This window comes from uncultured Campylobacter sp. (assembly GCF_937949835.1).
Taxonomy (GTDB): Bacteria; Campylobacterota; Campylobacteria; order Campylobacterales; family Campylobacteraceae; genus Campylobacter_B.
In genome coordinates, this window is the sequence record NZ_CALEDC010000225.1 from 1 (window position 1) to 4,482 (window position 4,482).

The following is a 4,482-nucleotide window of genomic DNA, read 5'->3' on the forward strand; positions in this document are numbered from 1 at the left end:
CGCCGCGACGTATTTACCCTCGCGCACGAGCTGGGGCATGCGATACATCAGTATCTAAGCTACGGCGTGGGCTATTTTAACTCCTTCACGCCGCTAACGACGGCTGAGACCGCGTCGGTTTTCTGCGAGATGCTGGTGTTTGATTATATGCGCGAAAATTTTTCAAATTTAAACGGCTTGCTAAATTTTAAAAGCGCCGCCTCGGACGGCTCGCAAAATTTTAAACGCAGCGCTTCGCAAGAGGCTCAGGGCGGTGAAATTCCAAACGAGCACGCCGTAAAACGCGCCGCCTCTCAAGGCTCTGCGGGTTCGTGCGAATACGCAGCGCGCGATACGGATACGCCCTCGCATACCGCAAGCGATAAGGCCGCGCTAAGGGCGATGCTTGCGGCAAAGATCGAAGATATCTTCGCTACGCTTTACCGCCAGATCGGATTTACGACCTTTGAGCGGCGCGTGCATGCGAGCGCGGATGAGCTAAGCGTCGGCCGTATTGATGAGCTTTGGATGGAGGAGTCGCGCAAGATGTTTGCGGGCGAGCTAATCTTGCAGGATCATTACAAAAGCTGGTGGAGCTACATCCCGCACTTCGTTCACACGCCGTTTTACTGCTACTCCTATGCCTACGCACAGCTTTTGGTTCTCGCGCTTTACGGGCTGTATAAGAGCGGCAGGTGCGAAAATTTCGTTCAAATTTACACCGAGTTTTTAAGCTCGGGCGGCAGCGACGCGCCGCAAAAGCTAGTGGCGAAATTCGGCTTTGATATCAATAAAAGCGAGTTTTGGCGCATCGGCATAGAGCAGGTTGCGGCGCTTGTAGATGAGTTTGTGAGGGGTTAGGATGATAGATAAAATTTTAAAAGACGATAAATTTATCGCTGCGAGTAGTGCAAATATAGGCGCGGTTTTGGATTACGTTTTGGCTCTTGGATATGGATTTGGCATCGTTGCGAGGACGGATCAGATAAAATTTGACCCGCCGCTGCCGGAGGAAATTTTAAAAAGCTTCAAAATGCCCGCGATCTTTTTGCAGCTGGAGGAATACACGCTTTCTAGCGCGCATCTTAGCAAGGATGAGCTGGTTTTCGAGGCGGGCTTTGGGCCGCAGGATTTTGCAAGCACGCTTAGCGTGCCGTTTTACGCGGTCTTACAGATCGTCGTGGACGGCAAGCCTATCGCGGTAAATTTTTCTCGTCCCGAGTCCGAGTGGCTTAAGCGCGAAAAATCGCGTAAAATTTTCTCAAAATGAGCGATATTTTAGAAGGTCTTAATCCCGCTCAGCGCGAGGCTGCGAGCCACGTGGACGGAGCGATGTTAATCTTAGCGGGTGCAGGCAGCGGCAAAACTAAAACGATCACCGCGCGCCTTGCCTATCTGCTCGCAAATGGCGTGCCTGCGGAAAATACTCTCACGCTTACGTTTACGAACAAAGCTGCCGCCGAGATGCGCTCGCGAGCGCTTAATCTGATAAGCGGGCTAAATTTAGACGGCGTGCCGCTTCTGTGCACCTTTCATAAATTCGGGCTTTTGTTTTTGAAATTTCATATTAGCGAGCTTGGACGCAGTGCAAACTTTCAAGTAATCGATATGGACGATAAGAAAAAGATCATCAAGGGCTTTGAGATAAATTTGCCCACGTCGCTATTGGCGGCTAAAATTTCAACCTACAAAAATTCTCTGATCGGCCCCAAAGATATTGACGAGCTTCTAAAGGGCGAAGAGGACGAGCTAAGTAGGATGTATAGCGGATTTTACGCGCATTGCGCTGATGCATACAAGCGCTACGAGGCGTATTTGGCGGCGAATAATCTTGTAGATTTCGATGATCTGCTAATTTTGCCGTATAAAATTTTAAGTGCCAATGAGCGGCTATGCGATGAAATTTCGCGCCGTTACGCCTATATCACGGTGGATGAGTATCAGGATACCAACGACATTCAATTCAAGCTGCTGCAAAAGCTCTGCACCGCGCACGAAAACCTCGTGGTGGTGGGCGATGACGATCAGAGTATTTACGGCTGGCGCGGCGCGCGGATAGAAAATATTCTAAATTTTAAAGATCAGTTCTCAAACGTAAAATTTATCAAGCTCGAGCAGAACTACCGCTCCACGGATGAAATTTTAAATGCTGCCAACGAGCTTATCTCGCATAACAAAAACCGCCTCGGCAAGAGCCTTACTAGCATGAACGGCGGGGGCGAAAAGATCGAAATTTTGCGTTCAGACGAGGAGAGTATCGAGGCGGCAAAGATCGCAGAAGCTATCAAGAAGCTGCTTTCAAGCGGCGTAGCGCCCTCTCAAATCGCCGTGCTTTACCGCGTAAACGCTCTTTCGCGCGCGCTGGAAGAGGGGCTGAATCGCGCTAAAATCCCGTATAAAATGGTAGGCGGCGTGAAATTTTACGAGCGCGCCGAGATCAAGGATACGATCGCCTATCTGCGCTTAGTAAACGACGAGCACGACGACTTTTCGATGAGGCGGATCATAAACGTACCCAAGCGCGGCATCGGCAAGGTCTCGCTAGCAAAGCTCGAGGAGCTTTCGCGCCTGCGACTTATCAGTCTATTTGACGCTTTTAGCGAGCCGGACGCGGGGCTTAGCGCCAAGGCGGCGCAGGCTCTAGCCGAGCTTAAAAGCGGCATCGCTTCTATCTCCGCGCTAGCCGATACTATCAAAAAAATAGAGGCGCTGGAGCCCGCTTTCGGGCTAAAGGCTTACTACGCCTCGCTTCCGGACGGCGCCGATCGGGTAGCGAACATCGACGAGTTTTTGGCTATGCTGAAGGACGAGGCGAGCAATAAGCCCGATTTTGATCTGGCGGAATTTTTAAACGAGCTGAGCCTTCTTAGCGATCAGGACGCCATCATGGGCGATGCGATAAATATAATGAGCGTGCATGCTAGCAAGGGGCTTGAGTTCGAGCATCTTTTCGTAATCGGGCTGGAGGAGGGGTTTTTCCCGCTTTTGGGCGACAGCAATGACATCGAGGAGGAGCGCAGGCTTGCATACGTGGCGATAACGCGCGCTAAGCGCACGCTTACGCTTAGCTTTGCCGCTAGCCGCTTTTATCGCGCCAAGCGCGAGAGGCTCGATGCTAGCAGGTTTATAGCCGAGGCGGGTTTGGTGGCTAAAGAGCCGCCGCGTGAGCAAAGTAGCGACTTTAACAAGGGCGAGCTTATCAAACATAAACTCTTTGGTATCGGACAGATCACGGCGGTAAACGGCGACCGGCTCACTATAAATTTCGGCGGAATTTCGCGCGTGATAATGTCAAATTTCGTAGAAAAGATCGGCTCTTATGAATAGATTGTTTTTGGCGGACAAGCCCGCGGGCATCGGCAGCAATAAATTTTTAAGCGCTCTTAAGCGCAAATACGGCGTGAAAAAGGCGGGCTTTAGTGGCACGCTCGATCCTTTCGCGAGCGGCGCGCTGATCGTCGCGTTCGGGCAATACGCGCGCTTTTTTAGATTTTTAAAAAAGGAGCCAAAAGTTTACGCCGCGACGCTGTGGCTAGGCGCGCAAAGCCCAAGCGGCGATAACGAAAACATAGGGCGCGTGGAACAAATCCCGCCGCTTTCGCGCGAGGTTTTAGATGCCGCGATGGCGCAAATGCGCGGCGAGATAAAATTTATCCCGCCCGCTTTCAGCGCCAAGAAAATTGACGGCGTGCGCGCATACAAGCTCGCTCGCGCGGGCGAAGAGGTGAGTTTAAAAGAGAGCTCGATGCGGGTTTTTGATGCCGAAATTTTAAACTACGCTCACCCCTTCGTGAGCTTTCGCGTCGCACTCAGCGAGGGCGGCTACGTGCGCTCTTTTGCGCAAATTTTAGCAGAAAAGCTAGGCGCCACGGGCACGCTAAGCGCGCTTAGACGGCAGAGCGAGGGGGCTTTTGATTTGAAAGATCCGCGCTTTGCGGACGAGGCGGCGCTAAATCCGCTCGAGTTTTTGGACCTCGCGCCAAACTTTTACGACGGCGACGCGCGCGACGTAATCTTGGGCAAAAAGCTTGCCGCAAAGGATCTGGCGAGCCGCGCGGACGGCCGCTATCTGCTTATCTGCGGCGATTTTTACTCGATCATCGAGATAAGCTCGGGCGAGGTGCGCTATCTTTGGAACGACGTTCCGATCGCAGGCGGCGCGTTTTAATCAGCGGCTCTAGCCTGCTGCTAAATTTTAATCGGACGGCCCTGGCTTGAAATTTTGAAGCGATCATAAATACGGCGCGTTTTAAATTTACTCGCATAGGACGCTGCTATGTGCGGCTAAATTTTATCGTGCGGAGCAGTGGGCGATCACACTTTTTCGTTGTGCACAGATCGTAAAATCGGCATCGGGCGGCGTAAATTTAAACGTGCGACTAGGCAGGCGACGCTCGCTTGTGAAAAGGAATAAATCCGCGGGGGTTAAATTTAAACGCGGCGGATCCGGCGGAACGGCGTTTTGATTTGCTTTTTGGTGCGCGATTACAACGCGCCGTGAGT

The 4,482-nt window shown here is 51.9% G+C and carries 5 protein-coding genes; 4 read left to right on the top strand and 1 reads right to left on the bottom strand.

The window, feature by feature from the left end:
- From Q0256_RS05165 to truB, 4 genes are all read left to right on the top strand, one after another.
- Positions 1 to 840: M3 family metallopeptidase (locus tag Q0256_RS05165; RefSeq protein ID WP_297960733.1), on the top strand; the 840-nt coding region annotated here is incomplete at its 5' end.
- Position 841: 1 nt separating this feature from the next.
- Positions 842 to 1,249: a hypothetical protein gene (locus tag Q0256_RS05170; protein WP_297960736.1), complete on the top strand. Its 408-nt coding sequence runs from the start codon at positions 842 to 844 to the stop codon at positions 1,247 to 1,249.
- Positions 1,246 to 3,306, top strand: coding sequence for an ATP-dependent helicase (locus Q0256_RS05175; protein WP_297960739.1), 2,061 nt, complete (start codon positions 1,246 to 1,248; stop codon positions 3,304 to 3,306). The genes Q0256_RS05170 and Q0256_RS05175 overlap by 4 nt, the downstream gene beginning before the upstream one ends.
- The gene (gene truB / locus Q0256_RS05180; RefSeq protein WP_297960742.1) at positions 3,299 to 4,147 is read left to right on the top strand and encodes a tRNA pseudouridine(55) synthase TruB; all 849 of its coding nucleotides are present in this window, start codon (positions 3,299 to 3,301) and stop codon (positions 4,145 to 4,147) included. Before Q0256_RS05175 ends, truB begins: the two co-directional genes overlap by 8 nt.
- A 123-nt stretch (positions 4,148 to 4,270) precedes the next feature.
- Here truB and Q0256_RS05185 read toward each other — a convergent pair.
- The coding region (locus Q0256_RS05185; RefSeq protein ID WP_297960744.1) for a hypothetical protein at positions 4,271 to 4,482 on the bottom strand (212 nt) is incomplete at its 5' end.

Bases quoted from the DNA above. Each gene is read 5' to 3' on its own strand.
- truB (WP_297960742.1), top strand. From the start codon at position 3,299: ATGAATAGATTGTTTTTGGCGGACAAGCCCGCGGGCATCGGCAGCAAT.
- Q0256_RS05170 (WP_297960736.1), top strand. From the start codon at position 842: ATGATAGATAAAATTTTAAAAGACGATAAATTTATCGCTGCGAGTAGT.
- Q0256_RS05175 (WP_297960739.1), top strand. From the start codon at position 1,246: ATGAGCGATATTTTAGAAGGTCTTAATCCCGCTCAGCGCGAGGCTGCG.